Origin of the sequence: Umezakia ovalisporum Ak1311, from assembly GCF_029891685.1 — a bacterium.
Lineage (GTDB): Bacteria > Cyanobacteriota > Cyanobacteriia > Cyanobacteriales > Nostocaceae > Umezakia > Umezakia ovalisporum.
Window position 1 is genome coordinate 61,182 of sequence record NZ_JANQDJ010000088.1, and the last position, 23,973, is coordinate 85,154.

Consider the following 23,973-nt stretch of genomic DNA (forward strand, 5'->3'; position numbering starts at 1 on the left):
CCCTCTGACGCAGCTGTCATTATGGTGATTACAAAAAGTAGACTTGTTTTGGGTGCTACGGCGGTGACGCTTTCCACGATTGCAGTTACTAGTCTTGGCATTCACTCGCGAGGTCAAGCTTTATTTAAAGCAAGTCCCAAAGAATTAGTAGACGAGGTTTGGCAAATAGTTCAACGCCAATATGTAGACGGTACTTTTAATCAAGTAGATTGGCTAGCTGTGCGGAAGGAGTACTTGAATAAGTCCTACAGTAATCAGGAAGAAGCGTATAAATCCATCCGGGAAATGCTCAAGAAGCTGGACGACCCCTACACCCGGTTTATGGATCCAGAAGAGTTCAAAAATATGCAGGTGGACACCTCTGGGGAACTTACAGGTATCGGCATTACCATCAGTCAAGATGAAAAAACCAAAAAAATTGTAGTGATTTCGCCCATTGATGATACACCGGCATTTAAGGCGGGTATTTTGGCAAAGGATATCATTGTCAAAATTAATGGTCAAAGTACTCAGGATATGGATACCAACCAGGCGGTATCCCTGATTCGTGGTGAGCCAGGAACAAAAGTTAACCTGACTATTGAACGAGACGGCACACTCAAACAGTTTGACATCATACGCGCCCGCATTGAAATTCATCCAGTTAAGTATTCCCAAAAGCAAACTCCAGCAGGTAAACTTGGTTATATTCGTCTGAATCAGTTCAGCGCCAATGCTAGCCGTGAAATGCAAGGCGCCATCAAAGATTTAGAAAAACAACGGGTATCTGGATATATTCTAGATTTACGCGGTAACCCTGGTGGTTTACTCTACTCTAGTGTGGAAATTGCTCGGATGTGGCTGGATACAGGCACAATTGTTTCTACTATTGATCGCTGGGGTGAACAAGAACGAGAAGTGGCTAGGGGTATTGCTTTGACGAATAAACCCCTAGTGGTACTAGTTGATAAGGGATCAGCCAGTGCTAGTGAAATTCTTTCCGGAGCTTTACAGGATAATAAACGTGCCATTTTGGTGGGTTCTCAAACTTTCGGTAAAGGTTTAGTACAATCTGTGCGTCCATTAGATGACGGTTCAGGATTGGCGGTAACAATTGCCAAATATCATACTCCCAGTGGTAAAGATATTAATAAACACGGCGTTGACCCAGATGTGACCGTGGACTTGTCTGATCAGCAGCGCGAGCAATTGTGGTTGAAGGAGCGTGAAAAACTAGCTACGCTAGAAGACCCCCAATTTGCTAAAGCTGTGGAAGTTTTGGGTCAACAAATTGCTGCTAGAAATCTAACGAGTTCCGATAAAAAGTAAATTTGTTACCAATGCTAAAGGGGTGCAAGGTTTTGCACCCCGATATGAAGTTGCTTTTTAGGTCAGATATTTGCAAAACTGAAGACGTTGACACCCCCCTCCTGTTGTATCCCCCCAATTGCGCTAGAGTTGCAAATAAATGTGCATCTAGGAAGAAATATTTATGAAAGCAATCTTAATGACAGCAGTTGGTAGTCCTGAAGTTTTGCAGTTACGGGAAGTACCAGACCCCACTGGACTTTTAGGAAATAATCAACTTTTAATACGTTTAGCAGCGGCTGGCGTTAACCCCATTGATACAAAACTCCGTCAGCGAGGCACTTTTTACCCTGATCAAATGCCTGCAATTTTAGGCTGTGATGGCGCTGGTGTTGTTGAGGCGGTGGGTGCTGGTGTCAAAGAGTTTCGCTTAACAGATGAGGTATATTTTTGCTATGGTGGCTTGGGCGGATATCAGGGAAATTATGCAGAATATACTGTTGTTGATCAGGCATATGTGACACATAAACCTGCTTCAGTTTCTTTTGCAGAAGCAGCCGCAGCGCCTTTGGTATTAATTACTGCTTGGGAAGCTTTGTATGAACGAGGAAGATTAGCACCAGGGGAAAGGGTTTTAATTCATGCTGGTGCTGGTGGTGTTGGTCATGTAGCGATACAATTGGCCAAACTCAAGGGTGCTTTTGTCTCTACTACTGTGAGTTCTCAGGAAAAGGCAGATTTTGTCAAAGCATTGGGTGCTGATGAGGTGATTTTTTATCAAGAAACAGATTTTGTTCAGGCGGCGTTAAATTGGACTGATGGTGAAGGTGTAGATTTGGCTTTTGATACTGTTGGCGGTGACACTTTTGAAAAAACTTTTCCGGCTGTGCGGGTGTATGGCGATATTGTAACGATTCTTGAACCAAAGGCTGATACTGTTTGGAAAACCGCTAGACTGCGTAATCTCCGCATTGGGTTCGAGTTAATGCTGACTCCTATGTTGCAAGGCTTGGAGGAAAGCCTCAAGCATCATGGACAAATTTTGGAACAGTGTGCCAGTTGGATGAATGAAGGTAAGTTGAAACTTCAGGTTAGTCATAGGTTTCCTCTGGCGGAAGCTGCTAGGGCCCATCAAGTTCTGGAGTCTGGTTCAATGATGGGTAAAATTGTTCTGCTGATGAATGATGATTAAGCTTCCTCAATTTAGAAAACCGGGGATTTCTGAAGAGTGCATAAACGAACTTTCTTAGGCTGACTTAAACAGCCCCTACCCATTCCGCCAATATCAATTCCTAGCATCACCGCTACCTTTCTCAAAATGTTAGCAGCGCCATTACAGTCTGCATTAATCTTGAAACCGTCAGAAGTTTTATACACTCCGCCACTAACTCCTTTTCCGCCAACTGATAGACAAATGCTGCGTAGTTTTAACTAACCCAATGTATGACTTGAAAGATTCAGCTAGACTCGTCAATATTTGCTGAGAAGTATCAGAATACAATCCTTGGTAATAAATGTCTTTATAATAAGTTCCTAATGGTTTGTGCAAATCTACTTTTTAAGTTTATTAGCTATATTTCCCAATGCAGAACAGCCTTGCCTGACACTAGGTTGTTTTTTAGTAATTATTGTTATCATTTTGTCTTAAGTAGTGTGCAACTCAGTTGATCTATGGTCAAGCAATAAGAATTGTATTCTTTGCGGTAATCAGTGAAGATAGGAATTTAGAGCAGGTATGAGGAAAAAGATGTGCTCAGACGAGACAAACCCAATGAAGCAAGGTGATTGGTCAAACAGATAAATTTCTTACTAGGAGTAGTGTGATGCAAGCTGCAATAGGTGCAAACTTAACCAGAGATATTTGAAAATTACCCCAACAAGACATTTATGATCGACCATATTGGAATTAAAGTTAGTAACTTTGAACAAAGCAAAAATTTTTATGCCGTTGCATTAGCTCCATTGGGATATGAGTTAGTCAAAGAGTATGACAATACTGCCACTGGTGTTAAATATGCCGCTGGTTTTGGCGTTGATGGAAAAGCTGACTTTTGGATTGTTGACGGGGAAGTGAATACGCCGCCAGTTCATGTTGCTTTCACGGTAGAATCATGTGAGCATGTCAATGCTTTTTACGCAGCAGCTATTAAAGTAGGTGGTAAAGATTATGGCGCACCTAGTTGGCGATCACATTATTATTACTCTAAATACTATGGAGCGTTGGTTTTAGATCCAGATGGCCACAACATTGAAGCAGTATGTTACTAATAGTTTAAAATCAATGACAAATCAAGGTTTTTACTCTGACGCTTTGAGTTTGCTGCCTCAGGTAAATTTATATTTTTTTACGTCGGAACGCAACACCAATTAAACCAGTGCTAATAAGTAAAGAAACTATTGTTGTAGGTTCAGGAGTTGAAACCATAACTTGATTGCTTTTCATTTGGATTAAAGCCAGAGTAGTCGGCTGACTAAAATAACGTTGTACATAACCATCAGCATAACCCGTGGCAAACTTTTGATTACCGACAAAATCATAGTCAGTATCTGCATTAGTTAATGTCACATTACCTTCTTGTTCATAGCCGATAAAGTTCTTCTGGCCGTTTGTTGTCAAATCACCCGCTAGCTTAAAGGAGTCTAAGACAGTATTTTCATTGACATCAAATAGTGCAAACAATAACTCCCCACTAGCGGTGGAACTTTCTAGCCCAGGGTTATCTACTGATGTTGCTAGACTTAAATCACTTGTAAAATCAAAAGAAAAAAGAGTATCTGTTTCTATATCAAAGATACCTCTAATTGTAGTTTCACTTTCTGCCAGCCCTAAATAACCTGTGTTTTCACCCTCTGCAATGCTAGAAGAGAAGTTTAAAGCTTCTGTAGGTGTACCTCCAAAAGATGCGATCGCATCAGCTTCAGTGAATACATTCCCATTGTCAGAAACAACAATGGCATTGCTATTAGTGTCAGTGAAAGTATTGGTAGGACTTTGACTAAACTCTGTAAATACTAGTTCTCCTTGAGATAAAGCAAAAGTAGCAGCTTGACTAGGTGAAGTGACTAATACTGAACTCGCTAAAACCGGAGTAACTAGTAGTAATAATGGTTTAAAGAATCGCAGATATTGTTCCATTTTATCTTCTGCTGTTATTTTTTATTTTCTCACACCGAGCAATTAAAACTAGAGCTAGATTTTGAGGAACTGCTAGAACAATTGCCAGAAGACATGGTGATGGAAATGCTTTGTTGAATCTCACTTTTACCATAGCCAGATGATGAGGCTATACTTGTTGATTGAACAATAATCTGGCCAGTTGGTGAGACTCTACGCTTAACTGCAAATTGATACCTAGGCATGACTTTTTCGTCTATTCAGACTTAATGAAAGAGATAGATAGTGACTCAAAGCCACTATCTACCTGACTAATTATCTTGAACTATTAGTAATACTTTGTCTCCTGGTCTTTGACAGCTGCTGCTGTTGAACGGGATGCAGCATCAGAAGAAACACCTTCGTATACCTCTGCAAAGGTGATGGTTTCAGCATCTGTGTTTGCACCGTATGCTTGAGCAACTGCTTGAGCATCAGCAAAGTTACCAACAAGTTTTACTGCAATATCAACTTTCTTCAAGATATCAACATTGACTTTGCTTTCGATGTGTTCTAACTTGTCGTTTGCGATCTGGAAACCACCACCACCAACAATAGAAGAACCTTCAACAGCTTCCAAAATGTTCAAATCAGAAATAATCATCATTTTTCTCCTAGTTTGTAGTCCTTTTGATGAACTTTTTCCATTTCCATAACCAATTTTTTTTTGGTTGGTTATGTCCCTACAATAACCAATTTCTAAAAAAAAAAACTAGCTTTTTATTCGTTTTTTCTAAAAAAAATCTATGTTATTTAGATATCACAATCAGCAACGGATAAAAAATCTAGTAATATCAATGACTTACGCTTATTTTACTGCAATCTTTACAATTAAATAAGTATGTGAACGTCAAAAATAAAATCAGCAGGATATAGCTACCCGATTTCTCAAGGAAATCGGAAATCTTTTATAAAATCACATTGATAACTATTCAACTTTTTTAATCCCAACAAAAATATATCGCTAGAATGATTTTAAATTCATTCCAGCGATATTATCATTGGCTTAATACAATATAAATTTGACAGATTTTTGTCTCATTTATATAATAAAAATGCAAAGATCAAGTTAATAATCCAAACGACTACTAACTAAAGGTGTTTGTAGTCGTTTTTACATCCAACACAAATTCAACATCTGCATATATGGCTGGGAAGATGTAATTTTGGTTGAAATATACTTAATAGTAATACTTACCACTAGGCTCAGAATTAGAATCAGAACTAGCAATAGCTAGATTATCATTTTTGATCTCGATATTGATGACATTTACGAGAGAAGGTAATTTTTCGTCTTCCTTGACATGATCTTTTTTGTAATTTTTGGGACTATAATATTTTTTGTCCTTCTTATCATGCTTTTCATATGTATCATTGTAGTAGCAGCAACAACCGCCAATAACATTTGCAGCTTCTACGGTTTCTAAGATGTTTAAATCAGAAATAATCATTGACTTTCTCCTGGAAAATTTACTTTTCTTTTAACCGTTGTTCTCTTCGGTTATGTTCTTAATATAGTCTATTAAGAAAGAAAGTCAATGTGTCTTGCAACAACTTTTTTCTGAAAAAATATTAATTTGGATACCAATTGGACATTTGAATTTAAAAATTTTTATGCAAAAAATAATAAAAATATTCCATTGACTAAAAATAACTTCTAACAAGCAACTAATTTTAAAGACAATAGAATAAGATTAAAAAATAATGGTTTCAATACTTTTGACCATTAGTTATAATCATCCATATATTCATTAAATACAAATATTTACCAATAGCTCATAACCGCCTGCTTGATAGCTGTTAACAGACGGTTTAGACAAACATAGAAGAGTTGATTTGTTCTAGGGTTGCTATTAGTTAGAAAAATACAAGACTTTACAATTCAATGAAGTACAACTTTCAAGATTATAAATCTTTTGGGGGCAGTAGGATGCCCACTCTTGTGTACCTCACTTAGATCCAGTTGGCTGTATTTGCAGTTTAACTAAAACAGCATGAGCTAAATAGCACAACCTTTTGAAGTCGAGCAAAAATTTATAGAATAAGCTTTTTGAGTTCACGGCGCTACTAGCTATTCGGTGTTAGCTATAAATTATGACTTTTGAAGTAATTCCTTCCCTGGCTCTACGGTTTCCGCATTTAGCTGAGTAATTATTTCCGTACACTCGATTTTTTGTTTTAACCAAGCAGTGAATAATTCTGTAACAATTTTTTCCCGTAACGATTCATCTAATTGGGGTTGAATAATTTCTTCCACCCAAATTAAATACACTCCTTTCAGAGTAGCAATTGGTTTGAGAATCTGCGGTGGAGTTGCTGCAAATACAGCAGCAGCAATTTCTGGGCGAAAATCTTTGCGGTGTTGTCGTCCCTGATACCCATAAGTAGCACGCAGTTCTGGTTCAGAAATATATTGACGAGCAATTTCAGGAAAACTGATTTCTTCTTCTTCCACCGCATAAAACAGTTCTAAAGCCAAGTCGTTGTCCTCCAATATCACTTGATATGTAATACCAGCTACATAATCTAGTTGGTGTTGATAAAAGAAGCGCTCGACTTGAGACGCAAATAAATGATTAGCTAATTTATGAGCCAGAATTTTGTTGCGGAGTGATTCTTCAAACTCATGCACAGAAAGATAGTTTTTCTCTAACCATGACAATGTATCTTGAGCTTTGACAAGCTTTTTAGCTAAACGTAAGTTATCTCCTTCTTGCTGTATTTCTTCTGGTGTGACTGTAATTCCTGAATTTTTGGCTACTTCTCCAATAATCTTTTGAGATGCGATCGCCTCTACTACATCAGGAACTTGAGAAGATAGTTTGAGGTTGTGAATGATATCTGAACCAGAAATAGTCAATATTTGAGGCATGAAATAATTCCCCTGATAATCTGGCTATTTTGTAATTTATTTACAACCAATGACCAATGACTAAAGCTCTAAACCGTTTTTGTGCAATTTTTTAAATGGATCTAAAACAAAGTCAATCACTCGTCGTTGACGTACAATAATTTCAGCATTTGCTGTTTGACCTGGAGTTAATGGAATACGTTTTGTACCGCTTTGGATATATTTCTGTTCTAAGGTAATTTCTAACTCATAGGTTTCTATATTGCCTTGGGGTGTTTGAGTAATCTTAGAATCAGGAGAAATCCGAGCAACTTTGCCTTGAACAATGCCATATTCCTGGAAGGAGTAAGCATCAAACTTGATTTTTACCGGCATTCCCACTTTTAAGAAGCCGCTATCCTGAATGGGCATATTAGCTTTGAGTACCATTTCCGTATTTTGGGGTGCAATATCGGCAATTCTCTGGCCGACTTGTACCACTTCTCCTGATTTGGTGACTGGTAACTCAAAAATTATGCCATCAACAGGCGATCGCACCACTCGTTGCTGGATTTGTAGATTTATAGATGCGATTTTGCCGTTAGTTTGAGCAATTTCTGCCTGTAAATTAGCAATTTGTGTTTCTAATTCTTTAAGTTGTTCTTGATATTTGAGTATAGCTAATTTACCTGCTTGTAGTAAGCTTTGATAGCTGTTTTCTTCCCCTACTAGTTTATGTTTTGCTTGTTCGATATCAGATTTTAACTGATTCATTGTTGTCTGATAGCGGGTCATTTCTTCCTCCAAGCGTAACTCTGCTTGTTTAACATCAGATTGGGCTTTGGCGTAGAGTCGTTTGCTTTCTTGTTCTTCTTTTTTGAGTTGGTCAACTTGATTTACCGAAACTGCACCATCACTAACAAGTTTTTCAAAGCGGCTGACTTGTCGGGAATCTATACTCAAACGATTTTTTGCCGCTTGCAAATCATTTTGAGCAATTTCAATTTGCTGCTGCACCTGCTTGATGAATGGCTGTCTTTCTAACTTTTGCAGATCATACATACTTTGTTTAAAACCCAGGTTTTGTTTTGCCTGGTTGACCTGGGACATTTTTTCTAAAGCTTGAAACTGATTTTGTTGTTTCTGAATATTAAGTGTTAACTGTAGTTGGTTTTTCAGCAGATCAAACTGGGCTGCTTGATTTTGCAGAGCAGAAAGTTTAGCCTCGGCTTGCTGAAGTTCGGTTGTCAAAATATCAGAATCAAGTTCTACCAGCACTTGTCCGGTGGTGACAGTATCGCCTTCTGCCACTTTGACAGCTTTAACACTTCCTCCTGCTTGGGAATCTAATTTTTGTGTTGCACCTTTAGGTTCTATACGTCCCCTAGCGCTACCAGTTTCATCTACTTTAGATAAGGTTGCCCAAGGTAAAGCCAGAGCTGCAAAGCCTAATAGTGTATAAAACACACCGCGAGTCCAGACCTTTGGTAAGGCATCTAGCAGTTCTTCCGTACCGTAATATAAATCTTGGGTTTCACCTTCTGCAATCGGCTTGTCAAATTTAGTAGTCTCTTGGTCGGGTTGAAAATAAACTTTATACTCATCCTGCTCTTTTTTGAGCAGTACAGATGAGGAATTAATAGAGGTATGAGGCATAGTTTTATAGAGAATGGATAATTATTAATCGCATCAAACCACTTGAGCTAGTTGTTGTTGATTGAGGTAGTAGTAATGTCCTTTTTTGGCGATTAATTCGTCATGAGTACCGCTTTCTACTAATACACCCCGGTCTAAAACTAAAATCAAATCAGCATTGCGGACTGTAGAGAGCCGATGAGCAATAATTACGCTGGTACGCCCTTGGAGAATTGTTTTGAGGTTGTTCTGAATAATGCTTTCTGATTCCGAGTCTAGGTGACTGGTGGCTTCATCAAAGAGTAATAATCGAGGATTACCGAGTAAGGCTCTAGCAATAGCTAGGCGTTGGCGTTGTCCACCAGAAAGCATTCCGCCGCTTTCACCAATTTGAGATTCGTAACCCATTGGCAATTGCTGAATAAATTCATCTGCTCCTGCTAATCTTGCAGCTTGAGTAATTTCTTCTAATGTGGCTTCTGGGTGAGCGATGCCAATGTTTTCTATAATCGTGCCACCAAAGAGAAATGTATCTTGATCAACAACACCTATTTGAGAACGGAGCGATCGCAAAGAAATCGTAGTAATATCAAAACCGTCAATGAGGATTTTGCCATCTGTTGGTGGGTATAGACCTAAAATCAACTTGCTCAAAGTTGTTTTTCCCGAACCACTACGTCCGACCACTGCGACCATTTGCTCCGGCTGAATTTCAAAGTTAATATTTTGCAGCACATTAGTCTCACTTTCTTTGTGATAACGAAAGGTGACATTTTGAAAGCAAATATGGCCCCCCAGTCTACCCAGAGCCTTGCGGGGTTTATTTTGCAAGTCTTCTTCAGGTTCTGCCTCTAAAACATCATTAATCCTTTCTGTAGAAATAATAATTTCCTGTAATTCGTTCCATAACATTGACATCCGTTGAAAAGGACTCAATACTCTACCCACTAACATATTAAAAGCTACTAATTGGCCCATAGTCAGATCCCCTTGAATAACTTGCCATGCACCAAACCACATCAAGGAAGCATTGACAAAGGTTTGAATAATCCCACTAATGATTTGCAGACGGTTACCAATTACTTGGGCATTAAAACTTTTTTTCACCAAATCATTGAGCAGTTCTTCCCAACGCCAGCGAACTGTTTGTTCAATGGCTAAGGAACGGACTGTGCGAACTCCTGTGAGAGATTCAATCAGATAACTGTTTTCTTTGGCTCCAGCATTAAAAACTTCTCTGGAAATCCGACGCAAAATGCTAGTGCTAGCCAAGGCCACAACAAAAAATGGTGGCACTGTTAATAATACGAATAAAGTCATGCGCCAGCTATACCAAAACATGATGCTGAGATAGATGGCTAATGTCAGTATATCCAGAATAATTGAAAGAGTCTCCCCCGTGAGGAAGCGCTGAATTTTTTGGTTTTCTTGAATCCGAGAAACAATATCTCCAACATAACGAGACTCGAAATAAGCTAAAGGTAAGCGAAAAGTATGTTTAATAAATCCCACCAGTAGGGAAATACTGACACGTTTGGCTGTGTGATCCAGAAGATATTGCCGCACTGCATTCATAGCAATACCGAACAAACCAAAAATAATCATTCCCACACCCACGGCGTTTAAGGTGGGAACACTGCGTTGCACCAGCACTCGATCTAGTAATAACTGAGTGAATATCGGTGTTACCAGTCCAAATATTTGCATCAGCACACTGGCTATGAACACTTCTAGCAGTACCCAATAGTGAGGTTTGACTAACTCAAAAAACTTCCAGAAATTAGCATTTTCATTTTTGGTGGTTTTGAGTAGCTCTGTAGGTTGCAGTAATAAAGCATAACCAGTCCAACCTGTATTAAATTGGCTTCTGGTAAGACTGCGTTGACCAATGGCAGGATCGCCGACGATAATGCGCTTTTTGGTAATTTCATAAACTACAATAAAGTGGTTGCCTTCCCAGTGAGCGATGGCAGGTAAAGATTGTTCTGCTAGTTTATCGAAGCTAGCTTTCACAGGACGGGTGGCAAAACCCAGGTTTTCTCCTACTGCTGCTAAGGCTCGTAGAGATGCACCACTACGGTTAACGTTGGTCATATCCCGCAAGCGATTAACACTAAACTGCTTACCCCAATATTTACCAATCATGACTAAGCAAGCAGATCCACAATCTGCCGCACTTTGTTGGGCATAGAAGGGATAGCGTTTGCTCAGGCGTGTCCACCAATGCCCTATTTGCACTTTCGGGCTGGGAAAGTAAGGGTGTGTTTGATTTTCCTTGGCTTTTGATTGTGGTTCTCGCCGGGGAAAAGGTATAACGTTGGCTGCGTGTTCACCTTGTCTTGGGGATGGAGGAGAAGTCCTTCTATTGGTCTTTTCTCCCTTGGTTTGATTTCCAGGTATTAAAGTGGTGTGTTGTTCATGGTCAGGGACAAAGGAACCCAAGGCCGAACAGTGTTCCAGTGCTTTTTCCCAGTTGGAACTCTTGAGGATGTAAGCAATTGTAGGTTGTATGGCTTGCCAAGTTCCGTGTCTTGGTTCAGCAGAGATTTGACCTGGTGTCAAAGAATAACCTTCAGAATTCAGCAATTCACCTTTGTACAAGAGCCATAAATGGCAATCGGGGAATTGTCTATTTACAGAACCAATTTCTAGGTTGTGTCGCTCAAACAAAGGTAGGGCTTTCACCATGGCTTGAAATTCGCTGGGGTGTCCGGGAAATTGAGAGTTTTGGCGACATGAAAGCAGTAAATCCCACATTTCTGCCCGAAAAAACAGGCGATCGCGGATCTGAGGATATTTGTCCATCAGTTCTTGCAATATCTCTTGTCCGAGATAGCCAAGTTCTAAGTTGTGTGAGCTTCTGGCCGTGTAATGACTAAAATTTTGCTCTCGAAACAAAGTCATTTCACCAAATGAAGACCAGGCTGACAGAGTAGTGATTAAGTTATCAGAACTATCTGAAAATCTGACTTTGCCTGCAAGAATGATGTAGATACCAGGGATCATTTCTGCTGATTGCCAGAACTGCTTTGCTACTGGTGGTTGCAAAAGTTTTACAGACGCCAAACACCTATTTAGTTCTTGTTTTGTTAGTTTCTCTCCCAAGGTGTGAGTGATTTTTTCACTTAGATATTGCTGGGAAAATACCGTCGTCATTACCTAACCTCCAAAAGAGAATTAGTTATTGGTCTGAATCAGGCTCAATCACCAATTGCCAATTAACCTAAAAATTAATTTTGCCAGCCAGAAATTAACTATCAATTATTCGCTTATGGGGAATTTCACCAAGTGATTGGTTGAATTAATTTAAGTTTCTACATAATTTATCTATTTAAATCTACAAATAGACATAAGTATTAGACAAAAGTAAATCCCGGTTTGGATTGATTCAGCCTTTTTCGTTTTTCAACTTACTTACTACTGGCTATTGGTATATTTAAGATAATTATTGTAAGTTTTAGTTTATTCCTAGCCGTGCAAAACAGAAAATATCAGCCCTATAACAATCAACTTAGTAACAGTTTTTGACGAAGCGTGTCACGCCAAACTGGCAAAAAATGAAAATTTAAAAAAAAATTCTATAAAAACAAAATATTTACCATGCTGATGGTAAATATAGATAATTTTTGTCCAAATCATTTCAACAGATAATATGGAAAGAGCAATAATTGTATTTTCATCATTCCACTGTAACAGTCTATCAGCATTCATAAAAACCAAAAATTCCGCTATCTCAAAAGATAGCGGAATTTTTAGACTGGTAATTTTTTAAATCAATAGATAACGGTGTGGAGCTTACATGGTTCCGGCTAAACCTTTACTTCTAAAGACTTCAGCAACTCAGTATTGACGCCCGATTCACGGGTAAGGGCAATTTTACCAGTACGGGCGATTTCCCTTAAACCAAATTTTTGTAAGACTTGAACGATCGCTACCATCTTACCAGGATCCCCCACAACCTCTAAAGTGAGGGAATCTTCTGCCACGTCTACCACTCGCGCCCGAAAAATTTGAGCTAGTTCGACTACTTCTGAGCGATTGCTGCTAGTCGCATTCACTTTTAAAAGCATCAATTCTCGCTCTACACAAGGAGTTTCCGTGATATCTTGTACTTTGAGCACGTTGACCAACTTATATAGTTGCTTGGTGAGTTGCTCAATTACGCGATCATCTCCAGGTACAATCATCGTAATACGGGAAACTCCTCCTTGCTCTGCTGGACCAACTGCAAGGCTTTCTATATTAAAGCCACGACGGGCAAATAAACTGGAGATACGGGACAGAACACCCGCCTCATCTTCTACCAAAACAGAAAGGGTATGTTTCATCTTCGCCAACACAGGCTCAGGCAACCATCATAGTGACATATTTCCACACTTTAACAAGTTGTAAGTGTGATTGCTCGGTGACTTTCGGTATCCTTGCGGGTATTAACCACAGGTCACTTCGTACTCCGCGACAAAATCCTCATCACAGTCGCATATACAACATGTGAAATTCCTTTTACCATCAGAGTCTTACTCGTCCACAGCCCAGACCGGGTAGAGTTGCACACTGTCAGTTGTTAAGATGTTGTCAGAGCAAGCAATTAGGTATTAATGTGATTAATCCATTCCTTCCAAGCGTATCATAGTTACGTTAACTTATTAGTGTCAGGTTGAATTTTAAACTCAATGCCTCAGAATTTAGGGACAAATTATACTGAGTGTAACAACCTTCGGTAGTGCACATCTTTTCGTCGGCAGATGTAAATGATTTGCCAAGGTTTTATCCTGGAAGTAGGATGAAAACTCAAGCAAAAATTCGGAGAAAAGCCGTTATGAGTTGGTTAAAAAGACTTTTTGGATTAGAAAAACCTCAAAATGCCCAAGTGAATCCTCAACCGCAGCAAGCAGCCCCAAGTGCCGCCGCTACTACCGAATCAATTCCGGCGGAGCGTTTAGGATTAAACGGAGAATACGACCAAAGTGGGTTAGCCAAGCGGGTAGCCTTGGCATTTGATCAAGATTCGCAACTGGGGGATATTGATACTCTCTGGGTTGCTCAAACCAGCAGCACTGTGGTACTAAGGGGTAGGGTTCCCAACCAAGATATTCTCAATAAGATGGTTAGCGTGGCGCGTTCAGTTCGTGGTGCTACAGATGTGAAAACCGATGAGGTAACAGTGGGGTAATCCGTAATTATTAAACCACACAGGTTTTGTTAATTAAGTATTATTACTTAATGGTGGACGGGTGTTGGTGTGTCTGTTGATCCAATCTAGAATCAGCTGATTAACTGTCTCTGGATTTTCATCATGGGGACAATGACCTACATCTTCTAAGTTGACTAGTTCTAGCTCTTGGTTGTACTGGGTAAATTTTTGCGCTACTCCATTAGGTACGAATTTGTCCTTTTGTCCCCAGATTAACAGCATTGGTACCCTTACTTTGGCTAATATTGCTTTGACACTGGGACTAAAGTTAACAGCGATCGCAGCTCTAAACAAGGCAGTAAAAGCACGAGCTGAACCTCTGTCTTGGGGTGGTCCTGCTAGAATTTCTACGAGTTCATCGCTGATGGCTTCAGGATTAACGTAAGCAAGACCAGCCCAGCGGCGCAGCACCTTCGGTCGCCGCAGGAAGTAAAACACAGGTTTGAGTATCAACGGAGAAGCAACTATTTTTTTAATTCCTGTCACCACAGGTCGCAGAAAAGGCGGGATAGCCTCTTGTTCTAAGGATGGGTCCGGTAAACTCATCATTACTATACCCTTGACCATTTCTGGATGGGCAGCCCCAGCTGCTAAAGAAATCAGTGAACCATTGGAATTACCGATTAATATAACTGGTTCACAGATAAATGCTTGCCAAAATTCGTATACCTGGTCTACCCATAGTTGAATGCTGTAATTGGCTGCGGCTTTTTTGGAAGCACCAAAACCGAGCATATCTAAAGCATAAACGGTATGGTGTTGTCCTAAGACTTGTATGTTGTGTCGCCAATGACCAATGGAAGCACCAAAACCGTGTAGCAGAATTAAAGGTACGTTGTTTGGGTGATTTTGGCTGGGTCGAATGTAAGTATAACGAGTTTGCCAACCTCGCCACACCCAATCTCTTTGATTACCAACTCTTTGTTGCCAGTGTAGCGTAGTGGTCATTTTTTCCTCCCATTGATTTTACTGTCATACCTATTAACAGCTTGAGCCAAATCTTGTTGTAAAAAAAAGTTTTTTTGACATATTGAGAACAAGAATCACCACCATGTAAAATACGATGAGCCCAACAATAACCCTTGTAAGGCGAAATATATTGTTGATAAAAGTTAATACTGAAGACTGATATCTTGCTGATCATGTTACCAAAATAACACATTGCTGAGGTGTGTGGAAAGGTGCAAAGCCCCAACTGCTGAAAGAAATCAGGTATATTGTTATTCATGAATAATTTAGGTAATAATGTATAAATTACCTTATTGATAATTAAAAAATCAGGATATTATTCTTATGACCTTGTTAATTTTTTACATAAAAATAAAATAATTAAACGACCTTATGTGGGTATTTGCCGAAGCCATCGCCTAGGGTACAGGGAAGCAATCATTAGAAGTGTAAACTTGGGGTGTGGGAATTTCCCGGCACTTTTACATCTTCGTACTTGCGTCGCTTCCCTTATGAGAAGTGGAATTAATGGAAACAACTTATAGGATGGATAGTAACAAGTTAGCAATCCTTAGTCGCTTCCCTTATGGGAAGTGGAATTAATGGAAAGCCATATTTGCTATCATCACTGTGTTGACATACTAAAAACAGGGATGAGTTTACAACAGATTCGTCAACAGCTAAATGTTGACCTAAAAGCTGTCCCCCTGGTTGCACAGCAAAACACGTAAGTAGTCACAACAACTCACATGAGGAATTTTACTTATTTTCTCCTGGACAGGATTATTACTAATTTCCTCAATGAGGATGTTGTTTTGCTTCTCATTGGTCACTACTGGCAGAATAATTGGGATGCCATCGCTGGTGACAATTGATCAATATAGTTTAATATCAGAAAGTGTTTTAGTAAACAGATGAATTGTAGGCATCTTTACAGATAAAAATGTTGCTGTAGCCGCCAAGACGAAAGTCATCCTTCTTAAATTATTTATTTAACTAATTCCTGAGTATTTTTTATTTTTAGTTGAGAATCACAAAACATTTTTACCAACACTTGTTCTGCCACAGCCTTAACTACATTAATGCTTACCGAATTTCCTAATTGATAGTAAGCTTTATCATCATTATGATGAAGTAAAAAATTATCTGGAAAACCCTGTAAACGTGCTGCTTCACGGGGAGTTATTCGTCGGACTCGCTGATTATGATAAACGCCTAATCTATTAGCATCACTAGCAACCAATGTCACAGAAATTTTCCTAGGATCTAAAAATTTATAAACTTCAAATGAAAAATTACCAGATAAAGGTTTATATTTACCATTAATCAGTTTCAAATATTTCTTAGCAACTAGTGAATTCAAAACATCTGCCAAATTAGGATAATCACAGAAACTGGCTATTTGTTCTTGAGTCAGTAGTTTACCGTCTTGTATGTCACCAAATTCTTTGTTGCGTCTTTTTAAGATAAAACGGTTCATCAATGCAATTTCTTCTACAGTACATTCACCACGCAAACCTAATTCCCAAGAATGAATAGATTTACCACCTCTATAATCAATTAGCCTTACACCATGGAGTCGATTTAAATCATTGTTAAATATCCGTTTCAAGGCATTAATAAACTCTGGAGAACAGTCATATTTACTGCTAGGATTATCTTCTAAAATATCAGACACACTCACATTTCTTTTTGTTTGATCAAATAAAGATAACTGATTATCATTATAACTATGAGAATCTTTTGGTCCAACATCCGACATCAAATCAAATACAGGATTAGCATTTAAAATGCCAATTAAATAAATTCGCAGTCGATTTTGGGGTAAGCCGAAATTTGCGCTGTTGAGTAAAAAAGCATCAAAGCTGTAACCTCTTTTTCGTATTTCGTGTTTGATCGTTGCCAAACTTTTACCTTGATCATGACTATAAATACCTCTAACATTTTCAAAAATAAAAGCTTGTGGTTTATATGTATCAAGCAATCTAGTAATTTCAAAAAATAGTGTACCTCTGGTGTCGCCAAACCCTTCTTTTTTGCCAGCATAAGAAAATGATTGACAGGGAAACCCGGCTAATAATATTTCATGTTCTGGTAGTTTATCTATAATTCGGATATCACCTAAAGACTGGTGATTGAAATTTCTTGCATATACTAGTTGAGCATCTGTATTGATTTCGCTACTTAAAACACATTCGGTTTCTATATTTAATCCATGAGCAGCTTGTTCAAAGGCTAATCTAATTCCTCCTATCCCTGAAAATAAATCCACGAATCTAATTTTTTGCATACTTTTAAAACCTGTGTTACTAAAATTCACTACTTGAAACTTAGACCCATTTATATGTCTACAAAGTATTTCTGCAAAAAACTACAAAGTAGACCAAGTTCCTCACCAGAAAAGGCGACTGTGCAGTGACTATAAGAACAAATTATCTTGAGAGCATTTTCTCTTTCAAAGTTACCAGCACCATCTAGGACGTAAGCTATTTTATATCCAAGTGTTTGAATTTGATCAAACCTCGATTTTGCTTGTCCAGCTTTGCGCTCAATCACACTATTTGTAGTTACTTGAAAGCTGACTTCAATAGCTACATACCTATTATTTTTATAAACTATAATATCAAATGCTGTCGGTTTATTGTCCTCAGTATGGCTTACACCTGGTATCTGTCCATTTGCTTTGATATTAATACTTGGAATATCAAGGTTATCTTCTAAATATTTTTTTACAAAACTTTGGGTAATTTGTCCTAAGTTATTTGATTGAGAACCAGCAGTAATCCGACTAACCCAAATATATCTTTGTCTAATAAATTGCTGTAATTTATCTGTTATACCTATATAGTTACCTATTTCACATTTGAATAGGATTTCTGCCGCTTTTTCAGTTATGGAATTACCACCAAATAAAAGCAAAGCTATTATGTCTTTGTGAAGTAGAGATAGAGGTGACTTTTCCAGTACTTTTTTGTCTTTATAATTGATACTCTCTAGTATTTTTTTTGCATTTATACCCAGTTTAGTGTTGCTGAGTCGACCCTGTACAGGTAAAACTTGAAAACTATAAGAGTAACTTTTTGTATTCCATAAATAATCCAACCTTCTCTCGGGAAAAATTGAGTCAAACTGAGTATTTAACCGCTGAATCATTTCACCCCCAAAGTCAGCTAGAACAAGTAAATGTTTTAAAAATAAATTTGCTGGAAGGCTGCAAGATTCAATAATTTGAAATAGCCCATCTAAATGAGATACACGAACACTCAAAATTGCGATAAACTGATCTTGCGTTTCTATGAGTTTGGGAATTAAACTTAGTTCTGCTTCTTGTTTTGATAATTCTGAAGGCCAAAACATACAGGCTAACTTACGTAAATCATCAACATTTCTCTGATAAATTTGATTGCACATAATTAATGATTTCGCTAATAGACTCATGTACTAATGTAATGTATTTTCCAGGCTAATTCCTGAATTACCCCCCTCCCATTGGGCTATCCATTACCCACATCTTTCTTAACATTGCTGGAAGGCAAACACAATAGAGGTTGTAGAGATGGGCAGAGTGGGGAGGATTGACAAAAAAGAATAAGTATGTAAATTGAGAAAACCCAACAGGTGATTGAGTTTTTGAATACAGGGGCGAGGGGCTACCTTCCGCCATAGGCGATCGCTAAATATCAAGATGAGATGGGGAATCGGAGTGAAGTAATTGCCAAGTAGCAGCAATATGGTGTAAGCGTCGTAGCCCACGCCAAATGGTTTTCACACCCGGTTCACCATCACCTTTGCGACCCAAAAAACCACCAAGAGTGGCAATCATTCGCACAGCATCATGCAAAGAAGGTGGCTGGTCTGGAGGAATAGGATTTTTGTTGATAGTGGCACATAAGGACTGCCATTCACTGTTTTCCAAAACAACATCACAAGGTAAATCAGGATGAACTCGTGCTTGATAAGTAAGCCATAACAATCGCCAAGGGACAATAGTATAAGTGGCTAGTGCCATGTGAATTCGGTCAGCAGTTTCCAGTTGTAATTTCTCGATGCCACAGCCACTTTTTAATGTGTAATGATAACGTTCTATCAACCAACGGTAAGTGTACCATTGAACACAACATGCAGCATCTTCTAGACTGTTAATTTCTAAGCTAGTAATTAATAACCAACTAATGGGATTTGTGCCTGGAGGTGGATTTTCCTCTTCTGCCAAAATTACTTGTAACCTGACAGGTTTTAGCTGTAAACGTCCAATATGGTGTAATGGTACTTGAATATCAAAACTCGTGAACCTAATTGTCAGTCTCGCCTGTCTGGAACTATGTTCTGGAGAGCGTTTGACTTCTACAGTCACTGTTCCAGATGCTTCCATTTGACGAATGGCAAGATGTAGATATTTGCCACAATGGTCTACTTTACGATTATGAGTCCCACGAATTAGTAAGTGTGATTTTTCTCGACGTTGCTGGCTAAAAAGGTCAAATATATCCGCTTCTGAGTCACCTATTGTTATTACTTCAATTTCTGAGGGAATCAAATTTTGTGTAGTCTGCAACCCATCCAACCAACGTTGACTTTCTTTTTCTTTTGTCTCTCGTTGACGACGTTTTTTAGCAATACCTAAATTCTCTTGTTCTCTTGCCCATACTTGCTGCTCAATAATTCCTAACGGTACTCCATTACTTGTGGCTGCAAGTGTTGAATGTACTTTTAATCCTGATGATTTTCTGTGGTCAAGATAACCTACTCCTTTTGTGGCTGGGTGCGATGTCAAATCTATGTTTGTTGTATCTTGTATTGCCAATACTATCTCATGTTTTTTGATTCTTTCTATGGTGCTGGATGTGTGGGCAGCACGAATATCACTTGCTTGAAAATGTGGTGATTTCCAAAAATTATATGCCGCCTTTGTTGCTGCTATATTTCCACAAGCAAGTGGTACACTACTATCTGGTTGTGCTGCTAAATCTTCTACTATCCTGATTAACCGCTTGTTTCGACGTGCATCCCCTAAGTTTACCTGTGCCAATTCTTTCGCTGCCCACTTTTCCATGATGCCATTACCCACTCTCCTCTTTCAAAACTATAGCCATCAAGGCTTTCACTCTGATGTTAAGTCTTTTGTCTAATTGTTAAGAAAGATGTGGGTAATGGATAGCCCATTGGGAAGGGGGAGTATAACTAGGCGCTGAAATACTTAGCTAGTGGGTGATAAGCAATAATCGCCGTGGTGGACTGTTCTGGATAAATTTGCTCACTTTCATCCATATACAGATTAATTCTGTGAGTATCCAACAGCTCGAGCTGCTTATACTGATCCTGAATATTCGGACAAGCCGGATAACCGAAACTATACCGTGAACCTTGATAACGCTGTGCCAAAATATCCCGAATATTATCAGGTTCCTCACCACCAAAACCCAACTCACGGCGAATTCTAGCGTGAGTCCATTCCGCCAAAGCCTCAGCCACCTGCACAGCTAAACCGTGGAAATACAGATAATCTGTGTATTGATTATCAGCAAACAACTTTTGAGCAAACTCCGTAGCTATCTCTCCCACAGTCACCGCCTGCATGGAGAAGACATCAATTACCCCCGACTCCTTCGGGGCAAAGAAATCTGCAATACATAGCCGCCGCAAAGACTTCTGTCTTGGAAACTCAAAACTTGCTCTTACCTCTGGGTTCTCTGCGCCTCTGTAGTTCAGATCATAAACATACAAAGTATTCCCCTCAGCCTGACAAGGAAAATACCCATAAATCACCTGAGGATGTAACAAATTTTCAGCAATTATCCTTTGCTTCCAATTCTCCAAAACCGGATAAACCTTCTCATGTAAGAAAACTTGATACTCCTCCTTAGACTGTTCCTTTGGCTTGCGGAACTGCCATTGTCCAGCAATTAAAGCCTGTAAATCCAAATACCAAAACAATTCCTCAAGGGAAATATCATCAGGCTGTAACCACTGAGTTCCCCAGAAAGGCGGTGTAGGACGTTGAATATCTGCCGCCACAGCTTCAGAACGTCGGGTATCAATGATAACCGGGGATTTGGTGCCGGGAACGGAGGACTTGGGATTGGTAACCGAAGAAGTAGTGGTTTGTGGTTGTGCTTCTACCTCATCCAAAAATCCCTGACAATCATCCCAATTATTCCCAGCCTTAGCTGGCATTAATTTATCCATAAAGTGTAAATCAGAAAAAGCATCCTTGCCATAAATCACCTTACCCTTATAAGTGTTTTGGCAATCTTGATACACAAACTTCGCAGTTAATGCTGCGCCACCTAAAATCACAGGAACAGTAATACCTTTTTCGTTAAAAGCCTCCAAATTTTCCTTCATGAAAGCAGTGGATTTCACCAACAACCCACTCATAGCAATACAATCAGCTTTGTATTCTTCGTAGGCTCGGATAATATTTTCCACAGGCTGCTTAATTCCCAGATTAATTACCTTGTAGCCATTGTTAGTTAAAATAATATCCACCAAGTTTTTACCAATATCATGGACATCACCTTTAACCGTAGCAATGATAAAGGTTCCCTTAGCACTGTTCCCAGTTTCCGACTTTTCCATGAATGGTTCTAGATATGCAACCGCGGCTTTCATCGTTTCTGCAGACTGCAACACAAAGGGTAGTTGCATTTGTCCTGAACCGAACAAATCCCCAACAACCTTCATCCCATCCAAAAGGAAAGTATTAATAATATGCAAAGGGGGATAATGTTCTAAAGCCTGTGTCAATATTTTTTCTAACCCAATGCGTTCGCCATCGATAATATGGCGCTTGAGGCGTTCTTCCAGAGGTAAACTTTCATCAACACCTTTGTCCCGTTTTGTCGTTACCCCTTCAAACAAAGTAGTAAGTTCTGCTAAAGGATCATAAACGCAGACATCACCCTCAAATCTTCGGCGGTCATAAATTAAATCACGAGAAACTTCTTGATACTTGGCTTCAATTTTAGATAAGGGTAATATTTTGTTAGCACTGACAATTGCCGCATCCATTCCCGCTGTCATCGCCTCGTGCAAAAACATCGAATTTAGTACAACTCGAGCCGCAGGATTCAAACCAAAGGAAATATTAGATATGCCCAAAATGACATGACAACCAGGTAATTCTTTACGAATGCGGCCAATTGATTCAATGGTAGCTTGGCCATTGTTTCGGTCTTCCTCAATGCCCGTAGAAATAGGTAATGCTAATGTATCAAAGAAGATTTCCGAGGCAGGAATACCATATTCTAAGGCTTGACGATAAGCCCGTTGGGCAATTTGAAACTTTTTCTTTGCTGTCCGTGCCATACCATCTTCATCAATAGTACCAATTACTACACCAGCACCATATTTCTTCGCCAACTCTAAGACCTTCAGAAAACGTGGTTCCCCATCTTCGTAATTGGTAGAATTGAGCAAACACTTACCGCCAGCTACCTTTAAACCAGCCTCCATTTTTTCCCATTCTGTAGAGTCAAGCATTAAAGGTAATGTGACATTATTGACAATGCGCGAAACAACTTCACGCATATCTTCCACACCATCACGTCCCACATAATCGACGTTAACATCAAGAATATGTGCCCCTTCTTTCACCTGCGCTCTGGCTATGGATACCAAACCGTCCCAATCTTCCGCATTGAGCAAATCTCGGCACTTTTTGGAACCACTAGCGTTGAGACGTTCACCGACAATCAAGAAAGAATTATCCTGGTCGTAAGGCTGAGTAGAATAAATTGATGCCGCAGCTGGTTCTAAGCTATGCTGTCTGACTTTTGGCTTTAGGTTTTGGGCAATTTCTGCCAATTGTTGAATGTGTTCTGGACGTGTCCCACAGCAACCCCCAATCACTTGGACACCCAAATCTTCAACAAAGTGCATTAAAGCCATACGTAATTCTGTAGGAGTCAAGCGATAGTGTGCCTGTCCGCCAATGTTCTCAGGTAAACCTGCGTTAGGTATACAAGAGACAACAAAAGGTGAATGTTCCGACAAATACTTGATATGTGGTTTCATCAAGTCTGGCCCTGTGGCACAGTTTAAACCCAAGATATCTATAGAATATGGAGCTAAAATTGTCAGTACAGCGCTGATTTCTGACCCCACAAGCATTGTACCCATACTTTCCATAGTTACAGATACCATTAACGGGCGGCGTTCTCCTTTCCTGGCAAAAACTTCTTCAATACCATTCAACGCCGCTTTAATTTGCAGCACATCTTGGCAAGTTTCTACTAGGAATAAATCAACACCCCCATCAAACAGCGCTTCCGCTTGTTCAGCAAAAGATGCTTTTAAAGTGTCAAAGTCAATATGTCCTAAAGTGGGGAGTTTGGTTGTAGGTCCTATGGAACCAGCGACAAACCGGGGTTTTTCAGCAGTAGAAAATTCGGCAGCAACTTGCTTGGCAATTTCTACTGCTTTTTTGTTGAGATCATAAGTTTTGTCTGCTAAGTCATATTCTGCCAAAACAATGGATGTCGCGCCAAAGGTGTCTGTTTCAATTACATCAGCACCAGCAGCAAGAAAGTCTCGGTGAACCTTAGCGACAGCCTCGGGTTTGCTATGAACCAGGTATTCGTTACAACCTTCGTACTGCACCCCTCCGAAATCTTCCGCAGTCAGGTTTTGAGTTTGCAAGTTAGTTCCCATTGCACCGTCAAACACGATTACTGGGCGATTGGGATTATGCAGATGTTCAAGGAAAGAATGAGTCATATTTTGCTAGTAGTTTTCTATATAGTTTATTATTTTCCCAAATTGTCAGAGTTTTATCAGGGTTTGATGGGAAGATGAGTTGACAAAGTTATATCCATGTAAAAGACAGAGGATAAAGTATTATGATTCACAAACTTTTTCCGTGGTATGATTGTGGATGAATATATCAACAGTAGTTCTGTTTACACCTGACACCCTCGCTCACTG

The 23,973-nt window shown here is 39.3% G+C and carries 18 protein-coding genes; 5 read left to right on the plus strand and 13 right to left on the minus strand.

Annotation, left to right across the window (positions count from 1 at the left end; translation table 11 throughout):
- Window positions 1-21: 21 nt before the first annotated feature.
- Window positions 22-1,308 carry a carboxyl-terminal processing protease CtpC gene (gene ctpC / locus NWP25_RS18250; RefSeq protein WP_280652029.1) on the plus strand — a complete coding sequence of 429 codons (1,287 nt, stop codon included), beginning with the start codon at window positions 22-24 and terminating at the stop codon, window positions 1,306-1,308.
- A 163-nt stretch (window positions 1,309-1,471) separates the two neighbouring features.
- Window positions 1,472-2,479 (plus strand): zinc-dependent alcohol dehydrogenase family protein, encoded by a 1,008-nt coding sequence (locus NWP25_RS18255; protein WP_280657595.1) that lies wholly within the window; start codon window positions 1,472-1,474, stop codon window positions 2,477-2,479.
- Between the two features lie 11 nt (window positions 2,480-2,490).
- Here the strand turns inward: NWP25_RS18255 and NWP25_RS18260 are convergent, their stop codons facing one another.
- On the minus strand, window positions 2,491-2,664 hold the full coding sequence (locus tag NWP25_RS18260; RefSeq protein WP_280657594.1) for a hypothetical protein: 174 nt from the start codon (window positions 2,662-2,664) through the stop codon (window positions 2,491-2,493).
- A gap of 510 nt (window positions 2,665-3,174) precedes the next feature.
- Here NWP25_RS18260 and NWP25_RS18265 point away from each other — a divergent pair.
- Complete coding sequence (locus NWP25_RS18265) at window positions 3,175-3,555, plus strand: VOC family protein (RefSeq protein ID WP_280657593.1); 381 nt, start codon at window positions 3,175-3,177, stop codon at window positions 3,553-3,555.
- Window positions 3,556-3,622: 67 nt separating this feature from the next.
- Here the strand turns inward: NWP25_RS18265 and NWP25_RS18270 are convergent, their stop codons facing one another.
- The 7 genes from NWP25_RS18270 to ilvN form a co-directional block, all read right to left on the minus strand.
- Window positions 3,623-4,423: a PEP-CTERM sorting domain-containing protein gene (locus NWP25_RS18270; protein WP_280652026.1), complete on the minus strand. Its 801-nt coding sequence runs from the start codon at window positions 4,421-4,423 to the stop codon at window positions 3,623-3,625.
- A gap of 307 nt (window positions 4,424-4,730) precedes the next feature.
- Window positions 4,731-5,048, minus strand: coding sequence for a hypothetical protein (locus NWP25_RS18275; protein ID WP_280652025.1), 318 nt, complete (start codon window positions 5,046-5,048; stop codon window positions 4,731-4,733).
- Between the two features lie 574 nt (window positions 5,049-5,622).
- Window positions 5,623-5,892 (minus strand): hypothetical protein, encoded by a 270-nt coding sequence (locus NWP25_RS18280; RefSeq protein WP_280699934.1) that lies wholly within the window; start codon window positions 5,890-5,892, stop codon window positions 5,623-5,625.
- A 641-nt stretch (window positions 5,893-6,533) separates the two neighbouring features.
- Complete coding sequence (locus tag NWP25_RS18285; RefSeq protein ID WP_280699936.1) at window positions 6,534-7,313, minus strand: peptidylprolyl isomerase; 780 nt, start codon at window positions 7,311-7,313, stop codon at window positions 6,534-6,536.
- A gap of 60 nt (window positions 7,314-7,373) precedes the next feature.
- A complete protein-coding gene (locus tag NWP25_RS18290; RefSeq protein ID WP_280699938.1) occupies window positions 7,374-8,927 on the minus strand; it encodes an HlyD family efflux transporter periplasmic adaptor subunit in 1,554 nt (517 codons plus the stop codon).
- Window positions 8,928-8,960: 33 nt separating this feature from the next.
- Window positions 8,961-12,062 carry a peptidase domain-containing ABC transporter gene (locus NWP25_RS18295; protein ID WP_280652021.1) on the minus strand — a complete coding sequence of 1,034 codons (3,102 nt, stop codon included), beginning with the start codon at window positions 12,060-12,062 and terminating at the stop codon, window positions 8,961-8,963.
- Between the two features lie 653 nt (window positions 12,063-12,715).
- Window positions 12,716-13,234: an acetolactate synthase small subunit gene (gene ilvN, locus NWP25_RS18300; protein WP_280652020.1), complete on the minus strand. Its 519-nt coding sequence runs from the start codon at window positions 13,232-13,234 to the stop codon at window positions 12,716-12,718.
- 491 nt (window positions 13,235-13,725) lie between these two features.
- On the opposite strand from ilvN, the gene NWP25_RS18305 reads away from it, so the two are divergent.
- The gene (locus tag NWP25_RS18305; protein WP_280652059.1) at window positions 13,726-14,079 is read left to right on the plus strand and encodes a BON domain-containing protein; all 354 of its coding nucleotides are present in this window, start codon (window positions 13,726-13,728) and stop codon (window positions 14,077-14,079) included.
- A 33-nt stretch (window positions 14,080-14,112) separates the two neighbouring features.
- Here NWP25_RS18305 and NWP25_RS18310 read toward each other — a convergent pair whose 3' ends face one another.
- On the minus strand, window positions 14,113-15,048 hold the full coding sequence (locus NWP25_RS18310) for an alpha/beta fold hydrolase (RefSeq protein ID WP_280657589.1): 936 nt from the start codon (window positions 15,046-15,048) through the stop codon (window positions 14,113-14,115).
- A gap of 749 nt (window positions 15,049-15,797) precedes the next feature.
- Between NWP25_RS18310 and NWP25_RS18315 the strand changes: the two genes are divergently transcribed.
- Window positions 15,798-15,923, plus strand: coding sequence for a hypothetical protein (locus tag NWP25_RS18315; protein WP_280699940.1), 126 nt, complete (start codon window positions 15,798-15,800; stop codon window positions 15,921-15,923).
- Window positions 15,924-16,036: 113 nt separating this feature from the next.
- On the opposite strand, the gene dcm is transcribed toward NWP25_RS18315, so the two are convergent.
- The 4 genes from dcm to metH all read right to left on the minus strand — a co-directional run bounded on the left by dcm (window position 16,037) and on the right by metH (window position 23,766).
- The gene (gene dcm / locus NWP25_RS18320; protein ID WP_280699942.1) at window positions 16,037-17,338 is read right to left on the minus strand and encodes a DNA (cytosine-5-)-methyltransferase; all 1,302 of its coding nucleotides are present in this window, start codon (window positions 17,336-17,338) and stop codon (window positions 16,037-16,039) included.
- Between the two features lie 50 nt (window positions 17,339-17,388).
- Window positions 17,389-18,459: a restriction endonuclease gene (locus NWP25_RS18325; protein WP_280699944.1), complete on the minus strand. Its 1,071-nt coding sequence runs from the start codon at window positions 18,457-18,459 to the stop codon at window positions 17,389-17,391.
- Window positions 18,460-18,721: 262 nt separating this feature from the next.
- Window positions 18,722-20,101 (minus strand): IS4 family transposase, encoded by a 1,380-nt coding sequence (locus NWP25_RS18330; RefSeq protein WP_280699946.1) that lies wholly within the window; start codon window positions 20,099-20,101, stop codon window positions 18,722-18,724.
- Window positions 20,102-20,229: 128 nt separating this feature from the next.
- Window positions 20,230-23,766 (minus strand): methionine synthase, encoded by a 3,537-nt coding sequence (gene metH / locus NWP25_RS18335; protein WP_280699947.1) that lies wholly within the window; start codon window positions 23,764-23,766, stop codon window positions 20,230-20,232.
- Window positions 23,767-23,973 lie beyond the last annotated feature (207 nt).

Excerpts from the sequence above, each read along its gene's own strand:
- ctpC (WP_280652029.1), top strand. The coding sequence starts at position 22 with ATGGTGATTACAAAAAGTAGACTTGTTTTGGGTGCTACGGCGGTGACG.
- NWP25_RS18255 (WP_280657595.1), top strand. The coding sequence starts at position 1,472 with ATGAAAGCAATCTTAATGACAGCAGTTGGTAGTCCTGAAGTTTTGCAG.
- NWP25_RS18265 (WP_280657593.1), top strand. The coding sequence starts at position 3,175 with ATGATCGACCATATTGGAATTAAAGTTAGTAACTTTGAACAAAGCAAA.
- NWP25_RS18270 (WP_280652026.1), bottom strand. The coding sequence starts at position 4,423 with ATGGAACAATATCTGCGATTCTTTAAACCATTATTACTACTAGTTACT.
- NWP25_RS18275 (WP_280652025.1), bottom strand. The coding sequence starts at position 5,048 with ATGATGATTATTTCTGATTTGAACATTTTGGAAGCTGTTGAAGGTTCT.
- NWP25_RS18280 (WP_280699934.1), bottom strand. The coding sequence starts at position 5,892 with ATGATTATTTCTGATTTAAACATCTTAGAAACCGTAGAAGCTGCAAAT.
- NWP25_RS18285 (WP_280699936.1), bottom strand. The coding sequence starts at position 7,313 with ATGCCTCAAATATTGACTATTTCTGGTTCAGATATCATTCACAACCTC.
- NWP25_RS18290 (WP_280699938.1), bottom strand. The coding sequence starts at position 8,927 with ATGCCTCATACCTCTATTAATTCCTCATCTGTACTGCTCAAAAAAGAG.
- NWP25_RS18295 (WP_280652021.1), bottom strand. The coding sequence starts at position 12,062 with ATGACGACGGTATTTTCCCAGCAATATCTAAGTGAAAAAATCACTCAC.
- ilvN (WP_280652020.1), bottom strand. The coding sequence starts at position 13,234 with ATGAAACATACCCTTTCTGTTTTGGTAGAAGATGAGGCGGGTGTTCTG.
- NWP25_RS18305 (WP_280652059.1), top strand. The coding sequence starts at position 13,726 with ATGAGTTGGTTAAAAAGACTTTTTGGATTAGAAAAACCTCAAAATGCC.
- NWP25_RS18310 (WP_280657589.1), bottom strand. The coding sequence starts at position 15,048 with ATGACCACTACGCTACACTGGCAACAAAGAGTTGGTAATCAAAGAGAT.
- NWP25_RS18315 (WP_280699940.1), top strand. The coding sequence starts at position 15,798 with ATGAGGAATTTTACTTATTTTCTCCTGGACAGGATTATTACTAATTTC.
- dcm (WP_280699942.1), bottom strand. The coding sequence starts at position 17,338 with ATGCAAAAAATTAGATTCGTGGATTTATTTTCAGGGATAGGAGGAATT.
- NWP25_RS18325 (WP_280699944.1), bottom strand. The coding sequence starts at position 18,459 with ATGTGCAATCAAATTTATCAGAGAAATGTTGATGATTTACGTAAGTTA.
- NWP25_RS18330 (WP_280699946.1), bottom strand. The coding sequence starts at position 20,101 with ATGGAAAAGTGGGCAGCGAAAGAATTGGCACAGGTAAACTTAGGGGAT.
- metH (WP_280699947.1), bottom strand. The coding sequence starts at position 23,766 with ATGACTCATTCTTTCCTTGAACATCTGCATAATCCCAATCGCCCAGTA.